The organism is Variovorax sp. BGA-UO-ETr-C22 (genome assembly GCF_059567965.1).
This window is the reverse complement of record NZ_JCAQPA010000007.1, coordinates 619940-644225: the sequence shown is the minus strand read 5'-3', so window position 1 is coordinate 644225 and position 24286 is coordinate 619940. Positions and strand designations below refer to the sequence as shown.

The 24286-nt window shown below is 61.1% G+C and carries 36 protein-coding genes and 1 tRNA gene; 16 read left to right on the top strand and 21 right to left on the bottom strand.

Translation table 11 applies throughout. The features are described from left to right. Nucleotides 1-211 precede the first annotated feature (211 nt). The 5 genes from AC57B8_RS06975 to AC57B8_RS06955 all read left to right on the top strand — a co-directional run bounded on the left by AC57B8_RS06975 (nt 212) and on the right by AC57B8_RS06955 (nt 3842). Nucleotides 212-1102 carry an HAD family hydrolase gene (locus AC57B8_RS06975; RefSeq protein ID WP_496479063.1) on the top strand — a complete coding sequence of 297 codons (891 nt, stop codon included), beginning with the start codon at nt 212-214 and terminating at the stop codon, nt 1100-1102. A 193-nt stretch (nt 1103-1295) separates the two neighbouring features. Next, nucleotides 1296-2432, top strand: coding sequence for a site-specific integrase (locus AC57B8_RS06970; RefSeq protein ID WP_496479062.1), 1137 nt, complete (start codon nt 1296-1298; stop codon nt 2430-2432). A gap of 131 nt (nt 2433-2563) precedes the next feature. Then, nucleotides 2564-2734: a hypothetical protein gene (locus AC57B8_RS06965; protein ID WP_496479061.1), complete on the top strand. Its 171-nt coding sequence runs from the start codon at nt 2564-2566 to the stop codon at nt 2732-2734. Nucleotides 2735-2749: 15 nt separating this feature from the next. Continuing rightward, a complete protein-coding gene (locus tag AC57B8_RS06960) occupies nt 2750-2950 on the top strand; it encodes a hypothetical protein (RefSeq protein ID WP_496479060.1) in 201 nt (66 codons plus the stop codon). 328 nt (nt 2951-3278) lie between these two features. Continuing rightward, a complete protein-coding gene (locus AC57B8_RS06955) occupies nt 3279-3842 on the top strand; it encodes a hypothetical protein (protein WP_496479059.1) in 564 nt (187 codons plus the stop codon). Here the strand turns inward: AC57B8_RS06955 and AC57B8_RS06950 are convergent. After that, a complete protein-coding gene (locus AC57B8_RS06950; RefSeq protein WP_496479058.1) occupies nt 3805-4644 on the bottom strand; it encodes a recombinase family protein in 840 nt (279 codons plus the stop codon). The genes AC57B8_RS06955 and AC57B8_RS06950 overlap by 38 nt on opposite strands. A 102-nt stretch (nt 4645-4746) precedes the next feature. Next, nucleotides 4747-4935: an EAL domain-containing protein gene (locus AC57B8_RS06945; protein WP_496479057.1), complete on the bottom strand. Its 189-nt coding sequence runs from the start codon at nt 4933-4935 to the stop codon at nt 4747-4749. On the opposite strand from AC57B8_RS06945, the gene AC57B8_RS06940 reads away from it, so the two are divergent. Next, nucleotides 4917-5066 carry a hypothetical protein gene (locus tag AC57B8_RS06940; RefSeq protein WP_496479118.1) on the top strand — a complete coding sequence of 50 codons (150 nt, stop codon included), beginning with the start codon at nt 4917-4919 and terminating at the stop codon, nt 5064-5066. The two genes, AC57B8_RS06945 and AC57B8_RS06940, sit on opposite strands and share 19 nt — an antisense overlap. Here the strand turns inward: AC57B8_RS06940 and merE are convergent. From merE to merT, 6 genes are read right to left on the bottom strand one after another with little or no spacing between them, the layout of a single operon-like run. Then, on the bottom strand, nt 5061-5300 hold the full coding sequence (gene merE, locus AC57B8_RS06935) for a broad-spectrum mercury transporter MerE (protein ID WP_496479056.1): 240 nt from the start codon (nt 5298-5300) through the stop codon (nt 5061-5063). The genes AC57B8_RS06940 and merE overlap by 6 nt on opposite strands. Continuing rightward, complete coding sequence (gene merD / locus AC57B8_RS06930) at nt 5297-5659, bottom strand: mercury resistance co-regulator MerD (protein ID WP_496479055.1); 363 nt, start codon at nt 5657-5659, stop codon at nt 5297-5299. The genes merE and merD overlap by 4 nt, the downstream gene beginning before the upstream one ends. Before the next feature lie 17 nt (nt 5660-5676). Then, a complete protein-coding gene (gene merA / locus AC57B8_RS06925; protein WP_496479054.1) occupies nt 5677-7386 on the bottom strand; it encodes a mercury(II) reductase in 1710 nt (569 codons plus the stop codon). Between the two features lie 51 nt (nt 7387-7437). Next, on the bottom strand, nt 7438-7860 hold the full coding sequence (gene merC / locus AC57B8_RS06920) for an organomercurial transporter MerC (RefSeq protein WP_496479053.1): 423 nt from the start codon (nt 7858-7860) through the stop codon (nt 7438-7440). Nucleotides 7861-7883: 23 nt separating this feature from the next. Next, the gene (merP, locus tag AC57B8_RS06915; protein ID WP_496479052.1) at nt 7884-8159 is read right to left on the bottom strand and encodes a mercury resistance system periplasmic binding protein MerP; all 276 of its coding nucleotides are present in this window, start codon (nt 8157-8159) and stop codon (nt 7884-7886) included. A 15-nt stretch (nt 8160-8174) separates the two neighbouring features. After that, nucleotides 8175-8525: a mercuric ion transporter MerT gene (merT, locus tag AC57B8_RS06910; protein WP_496479051.1), complete on the bottom strand. Its 351-nt coding sequence runs from the start codon at nt 8523-8525 to the stop codon at nt 8175-8177. 71 nt (nt 8526-8596) lie between these two features. Here merT and merR point away from each other — a divergent pair, with 71 nt between their 5' ends. From merR to AC57B8_RS06870, 8 genes are all read left to right on the top strand, one after another. Then, the gene (gene merR, locus AC57B8_RS06905; protein WP_496479050.1) at nt 8597-9052 is read left to right on the top strand and encodes a mercury resistance transcriptional regulator MerR; all 456 of its coding nucleotides are present in this window, start codon (nt 8597-8599) and stop codon (nt 9050-9052) included. A gap of 91 nt (nt 9053-9143) precedes the next feature. Continuing rightward, the gene (locus AC57B8_RS06900; protein ID WP_496479049.1) at nt 9144-9470 is read left to right on the top strand and encodes an ArsR/SmtB family transcription factor; all 327 of its coding nucleotides are present in this window, start codon (nt 9144-9146) and stop codon (nt 9468-9470) included. Between the two features lie 10 nt (nt 9471-9480). Beyond that, on the top strand, nt 9481-9951 hold the full coding sequence (locus AC57B8_RS06895) for an ArsI/CadI family heavy metal resistance metalloenzyme (RefSeq protein ID WP_496479048.1): 471 nt from the start codon (nt 9481-9483) through the stop codon (nt 9949-9951). 26 nt (nt 9952-9977) lie between these two features. Further along, nucleotides 9978-10484, top strand: coding sequence for an arsenate reductase ArsC (locus AC57B8_RS06890; protein ID WP_496479047.1), 507 nt, complete (start codon nt 9978-9980; stop codon nt 10482-10484). A 60-nt stretch (nt 10485-10544) separates the two neighbouring features. Then, a complete protein-coding gene (locus tag AC57B8_RS06885; RefSeq protein WP_496479046.1) occupies nt 10545-11831 on the top strand; it encodes an arsenic transporter in 1287 nt (428 codons plus the stop codon). A 28-nt stretch (nt 11832-11859) separates the two neighbouring features. Further along, nucleotides 11860-12291, top strand: a complete 432-nt coding sequence (gene arsC, locus AC57B8_RS06880) for an arsenate reductase (glutaredoxin) (RefSeq protein ID WP_496479045.1) — start codon at nt 11860-11862, stop codon at nt 12289-12291. Then, nucleotides 12278-12994, top strand: a complete 717-nt coding sequence (arsH, locus tag AC57B8_RS06875; RefSeq protein WP_496479044.1) for an arsenical resistance protein ArsH — start codon at nt 12278-12280, stop codon at nt 12992-12994. The genes arsC and arsH overlap by 14 nt, the downstream gene beginning before the upstream one ends. A 14-nt stretch (nt 12995-13008) precedes the next feature. Beyond that, nucleotides 13009-14181, top strand: a complete 1173-nt coding sequence (locus tag AC57B8_RS06870) for an MFS transporter (RefSeq protein WP_496479043.1) — start codon at nt 13009-13011, stop codon at nt 14179-14181. Nucleotides 14182-14228: 47 nt separating this feature from the next. Here AC57B8_RS06870 and AC57B8_RS06865 read toward each other — a convergent pair whose 3' ends face one another. Continuing rightward, a complete protein-coding gene (locus AC57B8_RS06865) occupies nt 14229-14483 on the bottom strand; it encodes a MerR family DNA-binding protein (RefSeq protein ID WP_496479042.1) in 255 nt (84 codons plus the stop codon). On the opposite strand from AC57B8_RS06865, the gene AC57B8_RS06860 reads away from it, so the two are divergent. Beyond that, nucleotides 14476-14661 carry a CrcB family protein gene (locus AC57B8_RS06860; RefSeq protein WP_496479041.1) on the top strand — a complete coding sequence of 62 codons (186 nt, stop codon included), beginning with the start codon at nt 14476-14478 and terminating at the stop codon, nt 14659-14661. The two genes, AC57B8_RS06865 and AC57B8_RS06860, sit on opposite strands and share 8 nt — an antisense overlap. A gap of 41 nt (nt 14662-14702) precedes the next feature. Here the strand turns inward: AC57B8_RS06860 and AC57B8_RS06855 are convergent, their stop codons facing one another. The 8 genes from AC57B8_RS06855 to AC57B8_RS06820 form a co-directional block, all read right to left on the bottom strand. Beyond that, the gene (locus AC57B8_RS06855; RefSeq protein WP_496479040.1) at nt 14703-14915 is read right to left on the bottom strand and encodes a hypothetical protein; all 213 of its coding nucleotides are present in this window, start codon (nt 14913-14915) and stop codon (nt 14703-14705) included. A 130-nt stretch (nt 14916-15045) separates the two neighbouring features. Then, complete coding sequence (locus AC57B8_RS06850; protein ID WP_496479039.1) at nt 15046-15282, bottom strand: type I toxin-antitoxin system ptaRNA1 family toxin; 237 nt, start codon at nt 15280-15282, stop codon at nt 15046-15048. A 68-nt stretch (nt 15283-15350) separates the two neighbouring features. Then, nucleotides 15351-16952 (bottom strand): P-type conjugative transfer protein TrbL, encoded by a 1602-nt coding sequence (gene trbL, locus AC57B8_RS06845; RefSeq protein WP_496479038.1) that lies wholly within the window; start codon nt 16950-16952, stop codon nt 15351-15353. Next, on the bottom strand, nt 16949-17218 hold the full coding sequence (gene trbK / locus AC57B8_RS06840; RefSeq protein ID WP_496479037.1) for an entry exclusion lipoprotein TrbK: 270 nt from the start codon (nt 17216-17218) through the stop codon (nt 16949-16951). The genes trbL and trbK overlap by 4 nt, the downstream gene beginning before the upstream one ends. Nucleotides 17219-17236: 18 nt before the next feature. After that, entirely contained in the window at nt 17237-18019 is a 783-nt protein-coding gene (trbJ, locus tag AC57B8_RS06835) for a P-type conjugative transfer protein TrbJ (protein ID WP_496479036.1), read from the bottom strand. A gap of 26 nt (nt 18020-18045) precedes the next feature. Further along, on the bottom strand, nt 18046-18420 hold the full coding sequence (traJ, locus tag AC57B8_RS06830; protein ID WP_496479035.1) for a conjugal transfer transcriptional regulator TraJ: 375 nt from the start codon (nt 18418-18420) through the stop codon (nt 18046-18048). 309 nt (nt 18421-18729) lie between these two features. Further along, nucleotides 18730-19062: a TraK family protein gene (locus AC57B8_RS06825; RefSeq protein WP_496479034.1), complete on the bottom strand. Its 333-nt coding sequence runs from the start codon at nt 19060-19062 to the stop codon at nt 18730-18732. Then, complete coding sequence (locus AC57B8_RS06820) at nt 19062-19256, bottom strand: hypothetical protein (RefSeq protein WP_496479033.1); 195 nt, start codon at nt 19254-19256, stop codon at nt 19062-19064. The genes AC57B8_RS06825 and AC57B8_RS06820 overlap by 1 nt, the downstream gene beginning before the upstream one ends. 84 nt (nt 19257-19340) lie before the next feature. Here AC57B8_RS06820 and AC57B8_RS06815 point away from each other — a divergent pair, with 84 nt between their 5' ends. Further along, nucleotides 19341-20105 carry a hypothetical protein gene (locus tag AC57B8_RS06815; protein ID WP_496479032.1) on the top strand — a complete coding sequence of 255 codons (765 nt, stop codon included), beginning with the start codon at nt 19341-19343 and terminating at the stop codon, nt 20103-20105. 110 nt (nt 20106-20215) lie between these two features. Here the strand turns inward: AC57B8_RS06815 and AC57B8_RS06810 are convergent, their stop codons facing one another. The 4 genes from AC57B8_RS06810 to AC57B8_RS06795 all read right to left on the bottom strand — a co-directional run bounded on the left by AC57B8_RS06810 (nt 20216) and on the right by AC57B8_RS06795 (nt 24284). Then, a complete protein-coding gene (locus AC57B8_RS06810) occupies nt 20216-20443 on the bottom strand; it encodes an antitoxin VbhA family protein (RefSeq protein WP_496479116.1) in 228 nt (75 codons plus the stop codon). 640 nt (nt 20444-21083) lie between these two features. Further along, on the bottom strand, nt 21084-22322 hold the full coding sequence (locus AC57B8_RS06805; RefSeq protein WP_496479031.1) for a replication protein RepA: 1239 nt from the start codon (nt 22320-22322) through the stop codon (nt 21084-21086). 847 nt (nt 22323-23169) lie between these two features. Continuing rightward, nucleotides 23170-23245, bottom strand: a tRNA-Thr gene (locus AC57B8_RS06800). Nucleotides 23246-23270: 25 nt separating this feature from the next. Continuing rightward, nucleotides 23271-24284 (bottom strand): class 1 fructose-bisphosphatase, encoded by a 1014-nt coding sequence (locus tag AC57B8_RS06795; RefSeq protein ID WP_056571748.1) that lies wholly within the window; start codon nt 24282-24284, stop codon nt 23271-23273. Nucleotides 24285-24286 lie beyond the last annotated feature (2 nt).

The following is a 24286-nucleotide window of genomic DNA, read 5'->3' as shown; positions in this document are numbered from 1 at the left end:
GACCGAAGCACTGCGCTCCACGCTAAGGTGATTCGACCTATTCCTCTTTTGTCGATGCACCCCCTTGGAGAATCTACCTCCGCGCCTGATTTCTATGGGGCGCTCGTTCTCTTGGCGAGGAAAAATCTTGTGCTGTCATCTACCAAGGCGCGTGATAGCAGATTGTGGTCAACTAACGACCGAAAAAAATCCTTCGAATGGAAAGCGCTAGATGTCTAAAAAATATGCTCCGGTGGCCATCGCCTACGATTTTGATGGAACCCTTGCAGCGGGAAACATGCAGGAGTACGACTTCATTCCTGCACTAAAAATGACGTCATCCAATTTTTGGAATGAGGTCAAAAATTTAGCTGCGGAGCAGGAGGCGGATGAAATTCTGGCATATATGCACCTCATGCTTGAGAAGGCTAAGGCGGCTCATGTCCCAGTTCAACGTGCTGATTTTCAAAAATTTGGTGCCAGCATTGACCTGTTTCCTGGCGTCCTTGACTGGTTCGATCGAGTCGATCAGTACGGAAAGTCAAGGGGATGCAAGGTTGAACATTTCATCATTTCGTCTGGAATTAGAGAGATGATTGAAGGCACTGCAATTCGATCGAAATTCAAAAAAATATACGGGTCTGGCTTCATGTTTGATCACAACGGTGTGGCTCATTGGCCTGCCGTTGCGATGAACTACACAACGAAAACGCAGTTTCTCTTTCGAATAAACAAGGGAAGTTTGGATGTTCATGACAACAGCGTCATTAATCGTTTTATTCCAAAGGAAGATCGAGCGGTTCCTTTCGAAAGCATCATCTTTGTGGGAGATGGCATCACAGATGTCCCATGCATGCGACTTGTCAAAGATCAGGGTGGCCACGCTATCGCTGTATACAACTCGCGAAAGAAGGGCGCAAAGGAAATTGCAACCAAGCTAGTAGAAGATGGCCGAGCGTCGCTGTCCGCGCCGGCAAACTACGAAGCCGGAACCGCCATCGAAAAAGCGGTCTTTGCGATGATCGACAAAATAAGTGCAACGGAGCGCATTGGTCGACCTGCAAAGCGCAAGCCATTCGTGCTTCAGCCAGCGATCGATCCGCTGCAAGACTTGGCTGAATAGAAGAGCTTCAGATTGAAAAAAGCCCCTGACTCTTGCGAATCAGGGGCTTTTTATTTGGTGCCGGAGAGATGAATCGAACACCCGACCTTCTCATTACGAATGGAAAGGCGTGGCCTTATTTTGCTGGTGATTTTTGGCTATAATGCTTTTATTGGCACATTTTTGGCACAGCCAGCAGCGAGTAGCGTTTTCAATGGCAGCAATCAACAAGCGTGGCCCGTACCAGTGGCGGGCGCAGATCCGTAGGCATGGCTTTCCTCCTCTGAGCAAGACCTTCACCACCAAGGCCGAGGCCGAGGCCTGGGCGAAGATGAACGAGTCGGAAATGGCGCGTGGCGTCTGGGTCAGTAGGGGCGAGGCCGAGGCCACGACCCTTCACGAAGCGCTGGAGCGCTACGAGGAAGAGGTGACGCCAGGGAAGAAAAGCGCAGCCGGCGAGAAGTCGTTCTTGCGCATCTGGCGGGGAACCACGATGGCCAAGCGGCCGCTGGCGTCGATCCGCAGTGCGGACGTGGCCAAGCTGCGCGATGTGTGGCTCAAGGAGTACCAGCCGGCCACGGTGCTCCGGCGCCTCGCTGTGTTGTCCCACGTCTTCACCATCGCGCGCAAGGAATGGGGCATGGAGAGCTTGTCCAATCCGGTCGAGCTGGTGCGAAAGCCGCAGCCGGACAATGCCCGGACTCGCCGCATCGCGGTGGAAGCGCCAAAGGCTGATGTTCTGCAACCGAACGAGGAGCCAGCTCAGCGCAACGCCAGCGAAGGGGAACTGGAGCGTGTCGTTGCGGCAAGTGGCTCGGTAATGTTGCCTGCGATCATCAGGCTGGCCGTCGAAACGGCTATGCGACGCAGTGAAATCGTGGGGTTGCGATGGGAACACATCGACCTGGATCGTCGGGTGGCACACCTGCCCTCAACCAAGAACGGCACTTCGCGCGATGTGCCGTTGTCTTCCCGTGCAATCCAAGTTCTCGCCGCTTTGAAAGACGGTGGGATTGACGCCAAGGAGGACGGGGAAGAGCCGGGTGAGTCAGGCGCCGACGACGGGGCAGTGTTCAGCATCCGCAGCGATGCCGTCACAAGGGCCTTTGAACGCGCTGTGACGCGTGCCCGCAAGGGCTACCTGCATGAGTGCAAGGAAAAGCGCCAGAAGCCCGATGCGCGGTACCTCACCGATCTGCGTTTCCATGACCTGCGACACGAAGCCACTTCGCGCTTGGCAGAGATCTTTCCGCTGCATGAACTCACCAAGATCACAGGGCACAAGGACCCGCGAATGTTGATGCGGTACTACCACCCTCGGGCTGAAGACCTGGCGAAGCGGATGGCTTGATGCTGTCATCTTGACCTGGTGGTCAGCTCAGTTCGTTATCTCTTTCGATACACATTCCGTCTTCGGAACGGGTGCTCCGTCCGATCTTTCTGAGCTAGGACTTCCCAGGATGTCACTAATCGCGACGCGTGATGCCACGCGGCTCTCCGAAGAGGCTGGAGTTCCAAGCGCTCGATGTGACCCACTTCAAGGGCTTGGCGCGCCTTGGCAGCTTCGATGCGCTGGCCACCACGGTGTTGTCGGTCCAGCAGTCCATCCTGGTTGGCTCGCCGGAGCTGCGGCAGTGGGCGCTGGACTGCTAGAGGCAACTTCAGCCTGTGATCGCCCACGCATGCCAGACGCGCGAGGTCTATCTTGAACTGTTCAGCTTCATCGATGTCGTGTGCCCGCTCTGGGTCATCGTCTCGCCGACCATGCGGCTCAATGCACACGTGGTCTGGCGCGAAGTGGCGCGATGCGACTGGGCTGCAGACCTCATGCCCTACATCGAGCAAAGGCTGGGGCTTGATCCACTCTGAACGAAGACATGCATGAACGCGGTTACAATAATTCCATAATCGTTGTATTATAGAGTTATGCAAGAAGCCGATGCCGTCCGTTCCCTCGCAGCCCTGGCACAAGCGCTGCGCCTGTTCCGCGCCCTGGCAGTCCCGCAATGAGGTGTCGGCCGCCGTGGTTAAGGCGCTCATGCGGCCTGCCGGCGTCACGGTCAAGCTGGTGAGGCCGTCGCCCGCATTGACCAAACGCGCTTGACCAACCCCCGGCATCGCGTCGCGGCTGCAGTGTCAACCTGGACGGCCAACTATTGCGTTGATCGCAAAGCCACTGTCCGCAAAGATAGGAGACATGACAAAACAGCACGCTACTGCACGGCCCTGGACAGAGGCTGAGGATGCAATCCTTGGAACGAATACGCTGGTCAAGGTTGCTGCCGCTCTCAATCGGCCGACAAGTCAGATTCAGAAGCGCATGAAGCAACTCGGGGTCGCTAACTTCGGGGTTCGTGGCGTACCGCGCAGCGCGGCCAGAATGGCCGAGGAACAAGCAGTGAAGGAACGAAACAAGGCACGCTTCGACCGCAGGGTGCGAGACGGCATCGCTGTAGCTGCGCTGGTGGTTGGTGGTCTGTCCGCCAGGGCCGCTGCGCAAGAGCTGGGCATCGGCACAGAAGCCGCGAGACAACGGCTTGTGAAGTTCATTCGAGCCGCCAGGCACCCCGCCAGGTTGGGTGAAACCTTGCTGTCCTTAGACGCCTGGAATGAGTTTGCGCCGTGGCGAGTAATTCCGCCGCCTCTTCTCGCCGAGGCCACACGACGCATGAAGATCGAGCTTGAAACGGACTCGCTCGATGTATGGAGCGAGCCGCTGCAGGTCACTGGAGCGAGTTGCGCAGCGCCCACACCCGTTTGACCTGGCTTTCGCTGCAGCCGGCCAGCCTGGCCGTATCGGGGATGCTGTGCCCCGCAGTGCGCAGCGCAGTGATCCTCTCGTGAGTTGCTGTGTCGGCCTGGCGGCCGGTGTACCGTCCCGCTTCCTTCGCAAGCGCCACGCCCTGGCGCTGCCGCTCGCGCCGGTCTTCGTAGTCGTCGCGGGCCATCTGCAGGGCAAGGCGCAATAGCAGCTCCTGCAGCGACTCCAGCACGATCTTGGCAACGCCCTGGGCCTCGGCCGCGAGGTCGCTCAGGTCGACCACGCCGGGCACCGCCAGGCGGGCACCTTTGGCGCGGATCGAGGCCACCAGGCGCTCGGCCTCGGCCAGCGGCAAGCGGCTGATGCGGTCGATCTTCTCGGCCACCACGATTTCACCGGGCTGCAGGTCGTCAATCATGCGCAGCAGCTCGGGCCGGTCGGCCCGTGCGCCCGATGCCTTCTCCCTGTAGATGCCGGCGACGTAGCAGCCCGCAGCGCGTGTGCTGTCCACGATGGCCGTCTGCCGGCTCAAGTCCTGTTCGTCGGTGCTGACGCGGAGATAGATGCGCGCCACCTTGAACCCAACACCTTGCGCCTGGTGCGCGGTCGGCGTCCGCATGATGCGGTCGCTGCCTTGCACCAGGTCAGCACCGCCGACGCGCAGCGGTGGCACGTCCCGCAGCGCCTGGCGCGCTTCACGCGACACACGGGGCATTGCTGCGATTTGGGTTTCCTGGGCGGTGCGCGGCGTGATGATCGCGCTGCGCTTCGCCTTCTTCTTTCCTGGGAAGTAGTTGCTCATGGGTGCCGGTCCTGGTCAATTTGGGTATACGCAAATGAGCTGGTCATGCTACAGGGGGCCAAGAACTCGCGCCACGGATCAAATTAGCCGGGTCGGTTTTGGCTACCCAAATTGGCCGGTGTGGAGCTCGTTTGGGAACGGTTGCCATGCCAGCACCCGCCAGTCGCGCATCTGGCAGCAGGCTGCACCCAGCACCCGAGCTCCGATTTCAGGCATCAGGCCGGACGATTCGACCACGGGCAGGAACTGGCCCGGCAGCAGGAGTCCGTGCGTTGGATGACGCCATCGCAACAGGGCTTCCGCCCGACAATCTGGTCACTGTGCAAATCGACAATCGGCTGGTAGTGCAGCTCAAGCTGCCCGCGCGCAACCGCCTGGCAGTTACGTCACCGTCCATTCAGTTGGTTGAAAATCGCTCATGATTTTTCCCTGAAGGCTCGTAGCAGCCGCGTCACGGAAAGGACGAACAAGCCAGTCAGCGCGAGGGCTGCAACTTCCCAGTGCTCCCCGATGAACGCGCCAGCCGTCGTGCCGGTCAGCACAATGGCAAGAATCGGCAAATGGCAAGGACAGGTCAGCACAGCCAGCACGCCCCACAGGTAGCCCGTGACGGGTCTGCGCGTCTCAGGCGGCGGCAGGTTTTCAGGGGCGCTCATGGCAAGGCCTCCGCATGCGTCCGCTCAGTCGGCATGGCGGCCATCTGCGCGTCCAGGTCGGCCAACGCCTCGCGTCGGCGCTCAACGACTTGGCGTAGGACGGCAAGCTGCGCGGCGGTCTGGTCGCCGTCCGCCGCATCGAGTGCCCGGCACAACCGCACCAGGGCATCGAGGCCGATACCCGCCTCGAAGGCTGCGCGCACGAAGCACAGGCGCTGCAAGGCGGCATCGTCGAACACGCCGTAACCGCCCGTGGTACAGGCGACACGCCGCAGCAAGCCGCGCACCAGGTAGTCGCGCACGACATGCACGCTCACCCCGGCGTCATGGGCCAGTTGCGATACCGTGTAGGTGCTCATCGCACACCTCCTTTTCCTCACCCGGCGCAGCAGGAAAGCTGCTTCACATCCTTGTTGAAGGTCTGCGCCGCGAGCTTCAGCCCCTCCACCATCGTCAGGTAGGGGAACAACTGGTCGGCCAGCTCCTGCACCGTCATCCGGTTACGGATCGCCAACACGGCCGTCTGGATCAGTTCGCCCGCTTCCGGCGCGACCGCTTGCACGCCGATCAGCCGTCCGCTGCCTTCTTCCACCACCAGCTTGATGAATCCGCGTGTGTCGAAGTTGGCGAGCGCCCTCGGCACGTTGTCGAGCGTGAGGGTGCGGCTGTCGGTTTCGATACCGTCGTGGTGCGCTTCCGCCTCGCTGTAGCCCACGGTGGCCACCTGCGGATCGGTGAACACCACGGCCGGCATCGCGGTCAGATTCAATGCCGCATTACCACCCGTCATGTTGATGGCCGCACGGGTGCCGGCCGCTGCCGCCACGTAGACGAACTGCGGCTGGTCGGTGCAGTCGCCAGCGGCGTAGATGTGTTCCACGCTGGTACGCATGCCGGGGTCGATGACGATAGCGCCTTGCGGGTTGAGTGCGACGCCCGCCGCGTCCAGTGCCAGGCTGCGCGTGTTGGGCGAGCGGCCGGTGGCGACTAGCAGCTTGTCGGCGCGTAATTCGCCGTGCGCCGTGGTGAGCACGAATTCGCCATCCCCTTCACCATTGACATAGGCGACCTGGCTGGCTTGCGTGTGTTCCAGCACCTCGATGCCCTCCATGCGGAACGCGGCCGTGATCGCCTCGCCGATAGCCGGGTCTTCGCGGAAGAACAGCGTGCTGCGCGCCAGGATCGTCACCTTCGCTCCGAGTCGGGCGAACGCCTGCGCCAGTTCTAGTGCCACCACCGATGAGCCGATCACGGCCAGCCGCACAGGGATAGCCTCGCTGACCAGCGCCTCGGTGGAAGTCCAATAAGGTGTGTCCTTCAAGCCGGGGATCGGCGGCACGGACGGGCTTGCACCGGTGGCGATCAGGCAGCGGTCGAACGCCACCACACGCTCACCGCCGCCATCGAGTTGCACGACCAAGCTGTGGCCGTCCTTGAAGCGGGCTGTGCCGTGCAGCACGGTGATACCGGGATTGCTCTCTAGGATGCCTTCGTACTTGGCGTGGCGCAGTTCATCGACGCGGGCCTGCTGCTGGGCCAGCAGCGCCGTGCGCTGGATGGCAGGAGTAGCGGCTGCGATGCCGCCATCAAACGGGCTTTCGCGGCGCAGGTGGGCGATGTGGGCGGCGCGGATCATGATTTTGGACGGCACGCAGCCGACGTTGACACAGGTGCCGCCAATGGTGCCGCGCTCGACCAGCGTGACGCGCGCGCCTTGCTCGACGGCTTTCAATGCTGCCGCCATCGCGGCCCCGCCGCTGCCGATCACGGCGATGTGGAGCTTGTCACCGTCCACGCCAGCCTTGTCCTCACTGCCCAGCCATTCGCGCATCTTGCCGAGCAATCCGCCGCCCGCCGGAGTCACGGGCGCATCGGCGAGCGTTGCCCGATAACTCGTTTTTGCCAAGGCGGCGGCCACGGCGGCAGTCAGCGCGTCGGGTGCCGTGCCGGCCTCGATGTTCAGTCTGGCGCTGCCCTTGGCATAGGACACGTCCGCCGAGTGCACGCCGGGCACTTTCTCCAAGGCGTCCTTGACGTGAACGGCGCACGAGTCGCAGGTCATGCCGGTGATGTTGAGAGTGGTCATATCATCCTTCCTTATTGGTGTAGGCCGCCGTTTCGCACGGTCAGCCGTCTATCACATACGTTTGGCTGGGAGTTCGCAGCCGTCCGGGCCGCAGCGGCGGTGCGCGGGCGATATGAAATCCCAGATCGACACACCAATCATCAAGGCCAGGCCGACGTACATCAGGTTTGCCGTCCACCAGTTGCCCAGGAGCCAGACCGTGGCCGCGAACACGATGGCCGGCCCGATCATGCCGAGCAGGCTGCGCAGCCATTGCCGATGACTGAGCCAGCCCAGCGCGTTCGCCAGGAAGGCCAGTGCGGCGAATAGCGGCAGCAGGCGGCTGATGAACAGGCCCTCGTACTGACTCAGGAACCCCAGCCCGATAGCTGCGCCAAGGCTGGCGAGCGCCGGGAAACAGGCAGCGCAGCCCATCGCGGAAACGACGCTGCCGAGCGCGCCGGTTTTATCGGCAATGCGTGTCATCAGTCCCATGATGTGGCTCCCGGTTCAGTGGCTTACTGTTTGACGCTGGACGGATAGCCGGCGTCTTCGGTGGCCTTGGTCAGCTTCTGCACGTTGGTCTTGGCGTTGTCAAAAGTGACGACGGCCTCGCGCTTCTCGAAGCCCACATCGACCTTGCTGACGCCCTCGACCTTGGAAATCGCTTTCTTGACCGTGATCGGGCAGGCGGCGCAGGTCATGCCGGGAACCGCCAGCGTGACGGTCTGGGTGGCGGCCCACACGGGCGCAACAACGGCGGCGAGGGCGAGGGAGGCAAACAGTTTTTTCATGGTGAACTCCTGTAATTAATAGAAAAATGGCATGACGTAGGGAAATCCGAGCGCGACCAGAACCAGCACGGCTACGACCCAGAAGATGAGCTTGTAAGTAGCTCGCACTTGGGGAATCGCGCAGACCTCACCCGGTTTGCAGGCTTGCGCAGGGCGGTAGATGCGCCGCCAGGCGAGGAACAACGCCACCAGCGCCACACCGATAAAGATGGGGCGATAGGGTTCCAACACCGTCAAGTTGCCGATCCAAGCGCCGCTAAACCCCAAGGCGATCAGAACCAGCGGTCCCAAGCAGCAGGCCGAGGCGAGGATGGCGGCTAGCCCTCCAGTGAAGAGCGCCCCGCGCCCGTTTTGTGGTTCAGACATGCGCTTGTCCTTTCGAATTTGTATTGGATAGCTTAAGCTTACTTCCGTAGTTATGTACGGAGTCAAGCGATATGAAAACTATTTTTGAGAACCTGACCATCGGTATTTTTGCCAAGGCGGCCGGGGTCAATGTAGAGACCATCCGCTTCTATCAGCGCAAGGGATTGCTGCCTGAACCAGATAAGCCCTATGGCAGCATTCGCCGCTATGGCGAGACGGATGTAACGCGGGTGCGCTTCGTGAAATCGGCCCAGCGACTGGGTTTCAGTCTGGTCGAGATTGCCGAGTTGCTGCGGCTGGATGACGGCACCCACTGCGAGGAGGCCAGCAGCCTGGCCGAACACAAGCTTCAGGACGTGCGCGAGAAGATGGCCGACCTGGCGCGCATGGAAAGCGTGCTATCTGAACTGGTGTGCGCCTGTCATGCACGGCAAGGGAACGTTTCTTGTCCGCTGATTGCATCGCTGCAAGGGGAGAAAGAACCGCGCAGTGCCGACGTGGCGAAGCCGAGGGTAGCCACGCCTTAGCGTGCTTTACTTCCGTTTTCTGAGGCGACCCCTAGAGGGGCCATGTTCCCTGCGTTTGGAAATAGTTCAATATTTGTTGTATAGTAGATATATGCAAGAAGCCGATGCCGTCCGTTCCCTCGCAGCCCTGGCACAAGCGCTGCGCCTGCGCCTGTTCCGCGCCCTGGTCGTCGCAGGACCTGAGGGCCTGACTCCGGGCGCACTAGCCGAGCAGTTGGACGTGGCCGGCAACACGCTGTCGTTCCATCTCAAGGAACTGACGCATGCCGGCTTGGTGACGCAGGAGCGGCAGGGCCGCAACCTCATCTATCGGGCCTCGTTCACCACGATGAACGAGCTGCTGGGCTACCTCACCGAGAACTGCTGCGAGGGCGCAGCGTGTTCGACCACCGACGCGGCCGATGCGTGCCGCTGCTGAAAGGCTCCCCATGAAGCGCTTCCACGTCCATCTGCACGTCACCGACCTGCACCAGAGCATCGTCTTCTATTCCAAGCTGTTCGCCGCAGAGCCCGCGCGCATCGAGGGCGACTATGCGAAGTGGATGCTGGAAGACCCGCGCCTGAACTTCGCCATCTCCACGCGCGGCGCAGCGCCGGGCGTGGACCACCTGGGCTTTCAGGTGGACGAGGCGGCCGAGCTGGCCGACCTCAAGGACCGCGCCGAAGCGGCCGACCTGGCGCTGCTCGATGAAGGCCAGACGACGTGCTGCTACGCCCGCAGCGACAAGCACTGGATCACCGACCCGCAGGGCGTGGCCTGGGAACACTTCCAGACGCTGGGCAACGTGCCGGTGTTCGGCAAGCCAGGTCCGGCCAAGACCGCTGCAGCGACGTGCTGCGCCCCTGTGGCCGCGCCGGCATCCGCATCCTGCTGCGGGCCTTCTAAGGCCTGCTGCTGACCCATTCACTTCACCACGACAACCCCATGACCTCGACATCCAAACCACTGAACGTCCTGTTCCTTTGTACCCACAACTCAGCCCGCAGCATCCTGGCCGAAGCCTTGCTGAACGGCATGGCCGGCGACCGATTCCGCGGCTTCTCCGCAGGCAGCAGCCCGCGCGAGAACCAGCAGCCCAACCCGCTTGCGTTGGAAGCACTGCAACGCGTGGGCATTTCCACTGAAGGGCTGCGCAGCAAGAATTGGGACGAGTTCGCCAAGCCCGACGCACCTCACATGGATCTCATCATCACCGTCTGCGACAACGCGGCCGGCGAGGTGTGCCCGATCTGGCCAGGCCACCCCGCCACGGCGCATTGGGGCTACCCGGACCCTTCCGAGGTGGAGGGCAGTGCCGAAGAGAAGCAGGCAGCGTTCCGCAAAACGATGCTGGCCATCCGTCATCGCGTCGAGCTGTTCACCAACCTGCCCGCCGCAGCCATTGACAAGCTGACGATCCAGCAGTCCGTACGCGACCTGGCCAAGCGCTGACCTCTCTTGCGGCCCAGCCGGTCCGCATCCCCCGTTCTCCCTATAGAAGGCGCCCCCGCCATGCTCGCGGCCATCCTGATTTTTCTGCTCACACTTGTCTTAGTCATCTGGCAACCGCGCGGCCTGGGCATCGGCTGGAGCGCATCGCTCGGCGCCGTGCTGGCTTTGGTCTTCGGTGTGGTCCACCTGGCCGACATCGCCGTGGTGTGGGGCATCGTGTGGAACGCCACCGCCACCTTCGTTGCCGTCATCATCATCAGCCTGCTTCTGGACGAAGCGGGCTTCTTCGAGTGGGCCGCGCTGCACGTGGCCCGCTGGGGCAGCGGCAACGGCCGCCGGCTGTTCGCGTTCATCGTGCTGCTGGGCGCGGCCGTGGCCGCGTTGTTCGCCAACGATGGCGCGGCGCTGATACTGACGCCCATCGTCATGGCGATGCTGGTCGCGCTGGGCTTCTCGCCGGCCGCGACACTGGCCTTCGTGATGGCGGCCGGCTTCATCGCGGATACGGCCAGCCTGCCGCTGATCGTGTCCAACCTGGTCAACATCGTGTCGGCCGATTTCTTCGGCATCGGCTTCAACCAGTATGCGGCCGTGATGGTGCCGGTCAACATCGCCGCCGTACTGGCGAGCCTGCTGGTGTTGCTGCTCTATTTTGGCCGGGATGTGCCGGCGCGCTACGACCTGGCCCAGCTCAAGGTGCCGGCGCAGGCCATCCGCGACCCGGGCACCTTCCGCGCTGGGTGGGTGGTGCTGGTCCTGCTGCTAGTGGGTTTCTTCGGCCTGGAGCCGCTGGGTGTGCCCGTCAGCGCGGTCGCGGCCGTGGCCGCCGTGGTGCTGCTGGCCGTCGCGGCCAGGGGCCACGTCATCAGCACGCGCAAGGTGCTGCACGGTGCGCCCTGGCAGATCGTAGTGTTCTCGCTGGGCATGTACCTGGTGGTCTACGGCCTGCGCAATGCCGGCCTGACCGACCGCATCGCCACGCTGCTCGACTGGTTCGCGCAAGGCGGCATCTGGGGCGCAGCGCTCGGCACGGGCGTGCTCACGGCGCTGCTGTCGTCGGTCATGAACAACATGCCCACCGTGCTGATCGGCGCGCTGTCCATTGACGCATCGCAGGCCAGCGGCGTGGTGAAGGAGGCCATGGTCTACGCCAACGTGATCGGCTGCGACCTCGGCCCCAAGATCACGCCCATCGGCAGCTTGGCCACGCTGCTTTGGCTGCACGTACTCCAGAAGAAGGGGACCACCATCGCCTGGGGCTACTACTTCCGCGTGGGCATCGTGCTCACGCTGCCCGTGCTGCTGGTCACGCTCTCGGCCCTGGCACTGCGCCTGAGCCTCGCCTGAGCGCCGGCCGTCCAACAAGGAACCGACCATGAGTAACATCACGATCTACCACAACCCCGCCTGCGGCACGTCGCGCAACGTGCTGGCGTTGATCCGAAATTCCGGCGAGGAACCCCAGGTCATCGAGTACCTGAAAAACCCACCCGACCGGGCCACGCTGCAGAAGCTGATCGCAGCTATGGGCATCACGCCGCGCGAGCTGCTGCGCCAGAAGGGCACGCCCTTCGACGCGCTGGGCCTAGCCAGCACCACATGGACCGATGCGCAGTTGATCGACTTCATGTTGCAGGAGCCCATCCTGATCAACCGGCCCATCGTCCTGACCCCGCTCGGCACGCGGCTGTGCCGCCCGTCGGAAGCTGTGCTGGACCTGCTGCCGCGACCGCAGCAAGGCGCCTTCACGAAGGAAGGCGGCGAGACCGTCATTGACGAGAAGGGAGCGCGCGTTGCAAAGCCCTGAGCTGCCGAACATCGACGCCGACCACTTCTGCAGGCCCGACCTGGCCCGGCTGCTGCCGGCCGAGCGCGCGACCCATCAGCCGCGCATCCTGCTGCTCTACGGTTCGGTGCGTGAGCGCTCCTACAGCCGGCTCGTGACCGAGGAAGCGGCGCGCCTGCTGCAGGCCATGGGTGCCGAGCCGCGCATCTTCGATCCGCGCGGCCTGCCGCAGCCCGATGGCGCGCCCGAGGACCACCCCAAGGTGCAGGAGTTGCGCGACCTGGCGCAGTGGTCCGAGGGCATGGTGTGGTGCTCGCCCGAGCGGCACGGGGCCATGACCGGCATCATGAAGTCGCAGATCGACTGGATTCCGCTGGCGGTCGGGTCGGTGCGGCCTACTCAGGGCAAGACGCTGGCCGTCATGGAGGTATCGGGCGGCTCGCAGTCCTTCAACGCGGTCAACCAACTGCGCGTGCTGGGCCGCTGGATGCGCATGCTCACGATCCCCAACCAGTCGTCGGTGGCCAAGGCGTTCGCGGAGTTCGAGGAAGACGGACGCATGAAGCCCTCGTCGTATTACGAGCGCGTGGTGGACGTGATGGAAGAACTGGTCAAGTTCACGCTGCTCACGCGCGACTGCGCCGGCTACTTGGTGGACCGCTACAGCGAGCGGCGTGAGAGCGCCGAGGCGCTGTCCAAGCGGGTCAACCTGCGCAGCATCTGACAGGCCCGCACCAGGTGCAAAGCCGAACCACGACCACCGTGCTGCTGGGCGTGGCGCAGACGCTGGCATGGGCCTCGTCGTACTACCTGCCGGCCATCCTGGCCGGCGCCATCGCCCGTGACGTGGGCATCTCCAGCTCGGCCGTGTTCGGCGCCTTCTCGGTGGCCTTGTTGATGTCTGCAGCCATCGGCCCATTCGCCGGCAAGCTGATCGACCGGAGGGGAGGGCGGCCCGTGCTGATCGGCAGCAATCTGGTGTTCGCGGCCGGTCTGGCTGCACTCAGCCAGGCACAGCAGCCGCTGCACGTCTTCGCGGCCTGGGCCGTCATGGGCCTGGCGATGGGCAGCGGCCTCTACGAAGCCGCGTTCGCCACGGCCGTGCGCCTGCACGGCCAGCAGGCACGGCGCACCATCACAGGCATCACGCTCTTCGCCGGCTTCGCCAGCACCGTTGGCTGGCCGCTCACGGCCTGGCTGGAGAGCGCCATGGGTTGGCGTGGGGCCTGTCTGGTGTGGGCTGGCCTGCACCTGGTCATCGCATTGCCGCTCAACGCCATGCTGCCGGTGGCCGAGCGCGCTGAGCCCGCATCGGGCGATGCCACCAGCAAGCCCGAGCAGCAGGCAACCCTGGCCCCGGACAAGCAGCGCGGTGCCGCCGTCCTGCTGGCCTTCGTCTTCGCCGTGGCCTGGTTCACCAGTACGGCCATGGCCGCGCACCTGCCCAAGCTGCTGCTGGGCGTGGGGGCCAGCCTGGTGGCGGCCGTGGGCATCGCGGCGCTGGTGGGGCCGGCCCAGGTCGCGGGCCGGCTGATCGAGTTCGCGTTTCTGAGCCGTGCGCACCCGCTGCTATCGGCGCGCTTGGCCACGCTGGGCCATCCCCTGGGCGCGCTGTGCATCGGCCTGTTCGGCAGCTCGGCCGCGATGGCCTTCGCCGTGCTGCACGGCCTGGGCAATGGCATCCTGACCATTGCCATCGGGACGCTACCGCTGCTGTTCTTCGGCGCTGAGGGCTACGGCCAGCGCCAAGGCTTCCTGATGTTGCCGGCCCGCATCGTGCAGGCCGGCGCGCCGTTCCTGTTCGGCCTGGCCGTGGAGCGCCTGGGCGTGGGTGCGCTGTGGATCTCGACAGGCCTGGGCTTGGCCGCATGCCTTGCACTGACGCGCTTGGCGATGGATCTGCGACGCTGAACAATTCCCGGCGCACGCGGTTTCCCGCGCGCGAAACCGCTGGCTAGTTAGCAGCAGCTCGCCGTGGGCTTCGCCTGCCCCTTGCGCAGGTCCTCAAAGATGCAGCACTGTGCGGCCGGGCCACCCGCGCATTCTTGGTCCCAGTCCTGCACGAAGCGCGCAAGGCTGCGCTCCAACTGCCGAAGCTCGGCCATCTTGGCCCGCACTGCCGCCAGGTGCGACTTGGCGATGTCGCGGGCTTCCTGACAGCCCCGGTCGGTGTTGTTGGAAAGCGAGAGCAGCGCGCGCGTGTGAGTGGTCACGGGCTTCCAGGGAGGGCTCACGACCTTCTCGTCTTTTTCCGCCGAGGTGGTCGAGAACCTCCTATCCGGCCGCCTGCTAACTGCCGCAGCGGCCACCGGCATCCATGTTCTTGGCAGCTTCACAATGACCGTCCTGGGCATCTTCACCGTGCGGCTGCTCGTTCCCGGGTCGCACTGAAGGAGTTCACCATGAAGGGTTAGCCTTTAGCCGCTAAAAATTCAAGCTTGATTGCCTTTGCGTCGTGCTCGCTCTAGTTCCGCAATTTCACCCGGCCATACCGCCAGGTCGATGTCGGAGAGACTGCCTAAGACGTTGCTCAGCCGAGTTGTTGATGTGTGCTTCGGCGGCTCGAAAACATACCCAGCAGCCCGCATGTCGGCTTCGACCTCCTCCGTGATGAAAAACGGCTCAGCGTCCGCATGCTTGTTCATGTCTTGGCCTTTTGGTGTTGATCGATTATCGGCGGCGAGGGTGTGGTCAGCTTATTTGCAATGACGCATGGCAACAGGTGGCGTAAAAAAGGCGGCCAACGGCCGCAGTTCGGTACTTGGCACTTGGGTCTTAGTGGACCTTCAACGATTGCCGTAGGCCAGCCTTGGCCTCAAGGAAATCGTGTTTTGTGGCATGCCCGGTTTCGGCCTGGTAGTAGACGATCATCAGCATGTTGACCACCGCCTCGATCAGCGGCGACACATGCAGTGCCATCTCTTGGTTCAATAAATCGAAGTCGATTCGTGCGAGCTGCGTAGCGGCTTGCTGAACTGCCTTCGTTGCTTCTGTACTATTCCGAGTTGCCATGAGTCACCTCTCCATCAGGTGTTAAGTGGAAGTGCCGGCCGGTTGCACCCGGCCGGTGCGATTTGCTCTTACAGAGGGCGCCGGCTGACGAACGCTGCAACCTCGTCGTCAGCGATGGAAGCCTTGCCAAGACTGTTGCTGTCGAATGTGGGGGCATCGTGTAACGCGCCTTCTTGATCTCGACTTGCCCGGATCGCGGAAGCAATCTTTCCGCCCGTCGTTTCGCTGATGCGATCAAAGGCCGACTCGCGCATGCTTGAGGCCTTTGTTTTCGCCACGTCCCATGAGCCTTGCGCCAGGTTGCCCGCAGTGCCTGTAGCAATGGCCGCCGCACGGCCCAACATGCTGCCGGTGGAGCGTTGCTCGCCGGGTGCCAGGCCGGGGCCCGGCCCCCCTCCCTTGGTGTCAGAACCTGCGGCCTTGCCGCCTGCGTCGGCCTTCCCTTCGACACCAAGTGCCGCGCCGCCGCCCGAGTCCTTGCCCTCGCCGGCCGGCTCGCTGCTCTTGCCGCCCGAGCTGCTGCCGGTGTCCATGCCAGCGAAGACGCTGCCACCGCCAGAGCTGCCGCCGCCAGGGCCTGCGGCGGCCATGGCAACGCCGCCCATCGTGTCCCCCATGCCACCGCCGCCGCCGCTCTCGCTGGAGGCCGCAGAGGCTTTGCTGTAGGCGGCCTTGATCGCCGATGCGCCGCCAGCGGCCGAGGCCGCGCCACCCAGCACAGCCGAACCAGCCACGCTTGCTGCGCCTGCGGCCATGGTCGCCGCGCCCATCACGGCACCCATGGCGGCACCGGCACCGAAGTTACCAATGCCGCCCGCACCGCCAACACTTGAACCTGTGATGACGCCGGCGACCAGTGGCGGCACGCGATTGACCAGCATCAGCAACGCCAGACAAAAAACCAGCATCACACCCAGCTCTTCAAAATTCAGGGTGCCCGTGTTCATCCTGGCGTAGAAACTGGACAGCAGGTCGTTTCCGATGCCAACCAGCAGCACCATCGTCATGATCTGCACGGCCACGCCCAATACGGTCTTGTAGTAGTTGATCGCCATGTCCGAGGTCCACCGCGATCCACCAAACCCCAGGAAGAAGATCCCTGCGTACGACAGCAGCCAGCCCGATACCAGGAGCAGCAGCATGTTCACGGCGATCACGGCCAGCAGCAGCAGGATGCCTGCGCTCAGGACCGCGCCAATGAAGCTGTCGATGGGCGACCAGGCCGACAGGTTGCGAATCGCCTGCTTCCAGATCATGAAGCCGACATCGACGATACTGGACGGCGTGATCGAAGAGAAGCCAGAAGCCTGCTCGCCGATCCTAGCCAGTGACTGGATGATCGAGTTTGCGAAGTTCGGACCATTACGCAGGAGCCAGAGGAAGAAGCCGAAGAACAGAATGAACTTGATGAACTCGGCGAAGAACTCGCCAATGTCGGCCTTTCGTAGCGCCATGAAGCCGAACGTGACGACCATCGAGATCGTGCCCAGAGTCCAGAACAGGAACATCGCGGCGTTCATCACCACGGTTTGCCAGGCCGTGGCGCGCGTGGCGAACTCCGTTACCACCTGGTCAAGCATCCCCTGATTGGTGAGCTGGGCCGATGCGGCCGCGCAGTAGAGCGTGAGGAAAGCACCGATCAACAGCGCTGGCTTGTGAAGCGTTCTCATGGCTTCGCTCCCTTCTGGTTTTTCGGATCGGCCAACTCAAGCCAATTCATGGGCTTGTCGGTCGGCGCAATGCCGCCGCCTGTTGGGGACCGGCGCGAGCACAACCCGGCGAAGGTTTCGCGTGTCGCCTTGTCCTCGATCTTCCTGATAGTCTCGATCTGACAATTGGCGTCGCTAACCTCTGGCATGGGCATGGTGGCAGGTCTTTTTTCGCAGCCGGCCAGCACCGCCGCCATGAGGCCGACAAGCAGCATCATTTTTTTCATGGTGTTGGGCCTCCTTGGTCAGCGGGTCAGTTCGAGCCAGTTTTTTGGACTGGCTGTTTTTCCGATGCGGGACTCCGTCGAAGTGGCGTGCGTTGCCTGCTGTCTGGCTTCAAGATCGGCTTCGGCTTGCATCCTGGTCGTGACAGCGTTTTGCTGCGCGATCAACAGGCCGCGAATCTGCAGGAGCTGGTTGGCCTGATTGCTGGCGAGTTGGTTTGCAAACCCGATGGCCTGCATCTGGCCTGTCGCGCCCTGCGCCGCCGATTGGAGCCGTTCCAGCATGCGCGAGTCCGAGGCGAGGTTTCTCTGTTGCTGTTCCAAGCCCTTGAACAGCGCGTCATTGGCCTTCTTTTGGCTCTCGCTCGCCAGACGCCGGTTCTGTTCCATCGCTGCGCGCTCCGCGTCGCTGCATCCGCTGGCAGAGAAGCAGGGCGAGGATTTGTAGTAGCTCACGTCCTGAAACTTGCCGATGTAGCTGTCGAGGCTGCCGAGCTGGTTCTTGTAGTAGTCCAGCGTGTTGACGGCGTTCATCAATCCACTGATCGTGGACTGCGCTTGATCCCAGATGTACGCGGCCGGTGCGACCGTGTTCTGGATCATGTTTTCGTACTGCTGGAGCTGGGTGCGGTACTGCTCGATCTGCTTGAGCGTCTGTGCCACGTTCTCCACCGCCGACATGACAGTCTGCGTCAAGTTCGCACCGTCGATCACGGGAATGCCGGCAAGCGCCGGGGGCGTGATGCTCGGGACCACGAGGGCGACCACCACCACAACTTTAGCCGCTAAATTTTTTGTCTTCATAGTGAACTCTCCTAAAAATATCTGACTTACCGCTTCGACCGAGGCATGACGACTTCACGCATGATTTCGCCCATTTGAGTTTGCGTTTGATCGATTTTTGAAAGCAGCGCCCGAATGGTTGATTCGCCGAATCGGATGGTTCTGACGTCGTCTGTCAGCCAGAGCTTGAGTAATCCACCGAGGCGTCCCAAATCTCCATTAATGCGGGCTAGTTCTTCAACGCGCTTGTTATCGACAATGGATTTAACCTGATAGCCCATTCCCAAATTTCTTAGAAAATTGGAAGTGCTAAATCCCGTTTGCTTGGCCATTGCAGTAATTTCGAATTTCTCATCCGGTGTCACCCAAACATTGATGGGCGTGTGCCCCTTCCTAGTGGCGGCAGATTTCCGGTCAGGCATGGCAAATTGCATTTCGGCGGTAGCCGATCGCCTCGCAGAGCAGGATTCCCCGTTGAGCACGAAGTGCGAATAAGGGGATGGTGAAGAACATGGGCCGGCTTGCCGGTACATGTACTTCACCCATCCTGCCCGTACTTTCGCGCCATGAAGTACGCCGTTGCGGAGTCAAGTTCATCGCTCTAATTGCGCTGTTGTTTGCATGCCGAGAGGTTGCAGCGCGAAAATGGTGCTGACTGACCGAAAATTCTGAGGGGATGGCATTTCCGTCGCGCATCGGAAGTGCGTTGACAGAGCGATAACAGCGATTCATCACAGCAGGTCATCTTTCTTCGGGTTTGGACTGAACGAGAACGAGGTGGGCTTGCTTCCTGTTTTGTCTTGACTTTGTTTTTTTACCTTCTTTGTGCCTGTGTCTTTCTTGATATGACGATTAACGTATTTGAGGAATGTTTCGTAGCGAAATGAAATCCTTTTCTTTTCTCGCAAATGTTCCCAGATAGTTTTCAGCTCGAAGCCTGCATCTACTGCATCGCGGACATTTTCGGAAACTGCAAGAAATGACGCCATGGTCGAGGCATGTGTGGATTTACTGCCTTTGCGTTGACTTAGCCATTCGGCCAGATCAATTGGATAATTTCCCATTACTCGGCTCCTTCTTTAGTTGAATCGCCGGTGAGTAATTCGGCGACTGCCTCTGTCGGAAAATGAACTCTCCGCCCAATATGAATCTTCCGTCTATTTAGGTTGGCGGCCCATTCTTCTGTGCGCATGGCCAGTACCACCCGCACTCCCCCGGGCTTGCGTTTCAACACGACCGCAAGTTCCTCCAGGGTCATCGTTGGCCCGTACTTTTGGAGAAGAAAATCAAGAGTCGTGCTCACCAAATTCTCGCTTGTGATAGTTAATCGAAGTTAATTTCGATGAAGTTTGCGCCGCTTGGCGTTATATTTACAGGTAGACGAAGGACAAATTTATTACCCGGACAAATTGCCCTAATAATGATGAAATCGACTGTAGAAAGACGCCGGCAGATCGCACGTAGCGTGGCGCTACTCCGTATGCTGAGCAGGCGTGAAGGCATCGCATCGGTTTACGGCTTTGCAGAGAAATACGATGCCTTGGCATCGCCCATGCACCCCACTCGGGATCAGGGGAAAAATGGATGGCAGGCGTTGTTTAACGGGACGCGGCCGGTGTCCGCCGCCAGGCTGCTTGCGCTCTCTGCAGTAGAGGCATGGTCAGATGCAACCTGTTTTTTCGAGAATGGCCCCGCGAACCTCTGGAAAGCGATGTGGGGACCTTGCGAGCAGCTCCGTCTCGTCATTGCTGACGAGTTGGACGAATGGCGAAGTTTTGATCAAGCCGTCGCTGAGTTCGAGGGAGAATTACTCCTAGCCCACGAATATGGTGTACCCCTGACCCTTGTACATCTTGCGAAAGCAATTGCGCTTTACCGACTGCAGAGAGACATTCTTGGTTTGGGTGATTCCGTCGTAAGCGATGGTGTCGCGCAGTGCTTGCGCAATGAAGTCGTGCAAACGGAAATGGAACGCCTGGGGGTGAGACAAACTGTCAATGAAGAGTTGGCAAAATTCTTCAGAACTGAGGCTAGTTGCGAATTGACCTGTTCGTCGGTGGCCGCTCGGTGGGACGTCGTTGCAGCAAGGCTGGATTGGGTCGGTTGAACGCCAAGAAGGGGTGACGCGCGTGCCGACCTTCAAAAATTTTAGCGGCTAAAGTTTGACCGCCCCCCAAGTGTCAATGAAACAGTAGATCTGACTGTCCCGCGGCTTGGCTACCCATTGTGAGGATTGGGGCCGTCCGCGGCGAGCATAGTTCGAAGCCGGGACTTGTAGCTCTCCACGATCTCTTTAATCGTAGTTTCTCCGCGCACCCATTTTTCGCAGTCTTGTAACGCCTGAGCGTCCGGCTCATGTCCTTCCATGCGTTGGCTCGCAAGATTGCTGCGGATCGTGGCGCGACGCTCACATTGTTCGACTGCAGATACGCGATGGTGAACCATGTCTGATTTTAGCGGCTGAAAAATATCTGTTTGGTTGACACATGAGGGGCGCCCACGGATTCCTAGGCGCTTGCTCATCGGCGTGAGGTTGTTGAATTCATGGCGGTAAGTATGGTAATAGTAAGAATATTATTATTCTTACCGATATTGCGGCGAGGTGTGATTTGCGCGTCATATGGATTGGGAAATTCAGGGACACATCCCCTTGGAGTAAAACCTGCAGGCTTCTGGCCATGAAGCTGTTGCGCCGGGGTCGCCCGTAAAAATATCCACAGCGCGAAGCCGCCTTATTACAAGCAATAGATATAGGGAAAGCTAAAGGCAAAAACCTTACAGGTTTAGGGGGGGTGCGATTCCGCGAGCTTTTGGGGTGCGATTCCGCGCGACATCAACGGCAAGTGGGGGTGTGATTCCGCGCACGAGGGGGGCTAATTCCGCGTGGATAACCTTTCCGATCCACTGACTTGCCCACCGATGTTACGTTCGTTACATCGGTGGGCTATCAGCAGTGGATAACAGCGGACCGAAACGCGTTGAGGGGGGTGATTCCGCGTGCAGTCATTCGAGCGCATCAGGTCCCTTCTTGGCGCGACAACAATCGCGATGATTGCCCGAAGTAGGCCAACCTGAGTCCAGGTGCTCAGATTGGCTTATACGGAATAGGAGGGGGCGAGGGCATCAGCAAAAGGCCCCCAGCGACCTGTTTTACCCTGGCCTGCGGGTAGACGGCCAACGCGTCACGCAACGCCAGCAGAAACGTCTTCTTGAAGTCCTTGCCAGGATCTTTGCCCTGGTACTCCTGACCAAACTGGTCGCGCAGATTGGTCCAGTAGAGCAGTACCGGACGCCCGGTGATGCGATGCAGTCGATCAGCGAGCATCGTGTAGGCATCCATTGCCAAAGCCGATCCCCGGAGTGCTGACAAGGCCCTCACGTCAAGCGGGACGGCATGGCTGATCAAGGTCCGAAAGTAGTCTTCCGAGAATGTCACAACGCCTGGCCACAACGTGGTTTGGCTATCGTGAGTGTTCAGCCATGCCTCGAACTGCTTGATGGGCTTACCTTCATAGGTATATGCCTTGCCGCCGACATTGAAACCAAGCGTCATGCGGCAGGCGGAAAGCGCCTGCATCTGTGTGCGAAACACCGTATAGCCACCTTTTCTGCCGCCGCTCGTGTCCTTGCCCAAAATTCTCAAGAACTCAGCAGTGCTGTGTCCGACTGGAATTTCGGGCGTCTTGTGACGCACGGCGAACGTGTTCATCCAAGCGAGCATGAGGCGGGGTAAAGCCCCATAGGGGACGGGCTGCTGCACAAATTGCTTGCCGTCCCACAGCTTGCCAGCGGCGACGTTCAGTCCAGCACCGCCGCATTGACGCTCGAACTCAAGGGCATCGACCCACTTGCCATCTGCTGTCTTGTGACCGACTTTCGAGCGAGGCAATCCAACTTGGCACATGATGGCGTGCATGAATGCCATGTCTTCGCCGCTTGGTCGTTCGTCGGCAATTTTCGCGGCGACGTCGATTACCTTGCCGTCGCGCTTCGGGCGTGCCGCGTTGCACGGTACTAGGTCGCGTACCTGCGAGTAGATCGGCGGCACGGTGCCGATCTTCTTGTCTGCGGCCTGTTGTGTCGGTGCTTCGACCTGTGTCGCCTGGTCGAATAGATTGCTGCCTTGCGGCCCTAACTTTACTGAACGCGTGACCGTGGTTGCGCGCGCTGCTGCGGTCTTTGCTGCCACCTGGGCCGCTGATATCGGGTCGATGCCGCCTGCGATCAGCTTGTCGCGGTATGCCGTCGCGTCGAAGTGATTAGCACTTGTTGGCGTACGTTCCCGCACCGACCGAACAGCGTCGGTACCAATAGGAAAAGCCATCGCTCAGCTCCTCGCAGGAGCAGAGGCTTGCCCTGTTACAGAGGACTGGACGCGCCGCTGTTTCGCCACCTGCTCGGCCTTCGTCGGCCGCCCGCGTCGTTGCGGCGGGCAATCCAGGACTGCAGGCGTTGGGTTCCACGGCGAAAGCGTGACATGTTGAGCAAGCCACCGCTCAACGTCCTCCGTACGCCAGAGAAGGCGTTTTGTGCCAGGTAGCCGGCACATTGGAGGGAGAGACTTGGGGTTGCGTGTCGCATCGCTGCGAATGCTGGCAACAGACTTGTGGAGGTAGGCAGAAAGCTGCTCAACGGTGAGAAGAATGCTCATGAGCGCACGCCTCCTTCTGGACGCGTGTCCCGGCTGCAAGCCCTGTTTGCGCTGCGTATGGTCGTAGCTACGGCTACTGGTCGGTGCTTCATGTCGATAACCCTGATGACGTGGCTAGGGTCATCGAGCAGCTTTGCCACGTGGCTACTCGGTCATTGACCAGGGCGATACCGAAGCCCGGCCTTGTTTTTTGGAAGTCACGATATCGGAGCACGCCGCAAGCCAGGGTGGCTGCGGGGGTAAGCATCGATGTGGCTGGGTGCTAGTCAGCCAATCGGTAAGTGACCAGGGCGACGTCGAAGCCCGGCCTTTTGTGTTGCATTCACAACGTCAGGTGTCCGAGTTGCTCGGACGATCACAGTTTAGCAGCAGGAGACTGCAGTGTCGTGCGTTGGTGGCACTGCGGGGGCATGCTGGCTCTGGCACAAATCTGGCACACGCAGTGTGCAAAAACGTGCCGATAAAAGCAAAACAACGCACTAACCTGCAAGGGTTAGTACGTTGTTTTTATTACCAAAAATGGTGCCGGAGAGATGAATCGAACACCCGACCTTCTCATTACGAATGAGCTGCTCTACCGACTGAGCTACACCGGCGAAGCCTCAGATTATAGCCAAGAAATCAAGGCTTCTCGGCGTGGTACTGCGTCAAACGCTCGACTTCGTGACGCGAACCCAACATCACGCTCACGCGCTCGTGCAGTTTGGTGGGCTTCAGGTCGAGGATGCGCTGCTTGCCGTTGGTGGCGGCGCCGCCGGCCTGCTCGACGAGCCAGCTCATGGGGTTGGCCTCGTACATCAGGCGCAGCTTGCCGGCCTTTTCGGGCTCGCGCTTGTCCCACGGGTACATGAAGACGCCGCCGCGCATCAGGATGCGGTGCACGTCGGCCACCATGCTGGCAATCCAGCGCATGTTGAAGTCCTTGCCGCGCGGGCCTTCCTTGCCGGCCAGGCATTCGTCGATGTAGCGCTTCACGGGCTCGTCCCAGTGGCGCATGTTGCTCATGTTGATGGCAAATTCCTTGGTGTCGGCCGGAATCTGGATGTCTTCCTGCGTGAGCACGAAGCTGCCTTGCTCGCGGTCGAGCGTGAACATGGCCACGCCGTTGCCCACGGTGAGCACCAGGGTGGTCTGCGGGCCGTAGATGCAGTAGCCGGCGGCCACCTGCTGGGTGCCGGGCTGCAGAAAGTCGGCTTCCTGCACGCCGGGGGTGTCGTCGGGCTTCTTCAGCACGCTGAAGATGGTGCCGATGCTCACGTTGACGTCGATGTTGCTGCTGCCGTCGAGCGGGTCAAACATCAGGAGGTATTCACCCTGCGGATAGCGGTTGGGCACCACGTGGATGGTTTCCATCTCTTCGCTGGCCATGGCCGCGAGGTGGCCGCCCCATTCGTTGGCTTCAATGAGCACTTCGTTGGCGATGATGTCCAGCTTCTTCTGGATTTCGCCCTGCACGTTCTCGCTTTCGGCGGTGCCGAGCACGCCACCCAGCGCGCCCTTGTTGACGGCCTGGCTGATGCTCTTGCAGGCGCGTGCGACCACTTCGAGCAACAGGCGCAGTTGGCCGGGAATGAGGCCGTCGGCGCGTTGCTGCTCGACGAGGTAGCGGGTGAAGGAGATTTTTTGTTGAGCCATGG